The sequence below is a fragment of the Gemmiger formicilis genome (assembly GCF_016901605.1).
Lineage (GTDB): Bacteria > Bacillota > Clostridia > Oscillospirales > Ruminococcaceae > Gemmiger > Gemmiger formicilis_B.
In genome coordinates this window covers 1-436 of record NZ_JACJKP010000453.1, presented here as the reverse complement: position 1 = coordinate 436, position 436 = coordinate 1, and the positions used below count along the sequence as shown (strand labels likewise).

Below are 436 nucleotides of genomic sequence, written 5' to 3'. Positions count from 1 at the left end.
CCAATGGTCAAAGATCAGCCAGTCTTTGCCGGTGCAGACATAGACATCCGCCGCATTGAGCAGGTCGCCGTTTTCATCCTTGCGCTGCACCAACTTGAAGCGGATGCTTTCTGCCAGTTCGTATCCGTTGGGCGCTGCGGTCTCCACCAGAGTGTATACCGTATCAAATTTCAGGCCACGGATTTCGGTGGGCTTGTCGCCGCTGACCCACTGGCGCACTACATTGCCGTCCTTGTCCTGGATGGTAAGCGTTGCGCCGGAAAGTTCATCGTCCCCGGTAAGCGCCCGCTTGGATACATAGAAAGAGGTGGCATCGTTTTTGAAGGTCTGCTCAAGTTCCACTACGGGCGTACTGCTGCCGGCATAGATGAAGGCCAGCTCCTGGTCGGATGCGTCGAGGTAGTATCCTTCCGGTGCGCGCAGCTCACGAAGCAGA

At 56.7% G+C, this 436-nt stretch carries 1 protein-coding gene; it reads right to left on the bottom strand.

The annotated features are described in order from the left end of the window. The coding region (locus H6B10_RS15400) for an MSCRAMM family protein (RefSeq protein ID WP_204652351.1) at window positions 1–436 on the bottom strand (436 nt) is incomplete at both ends.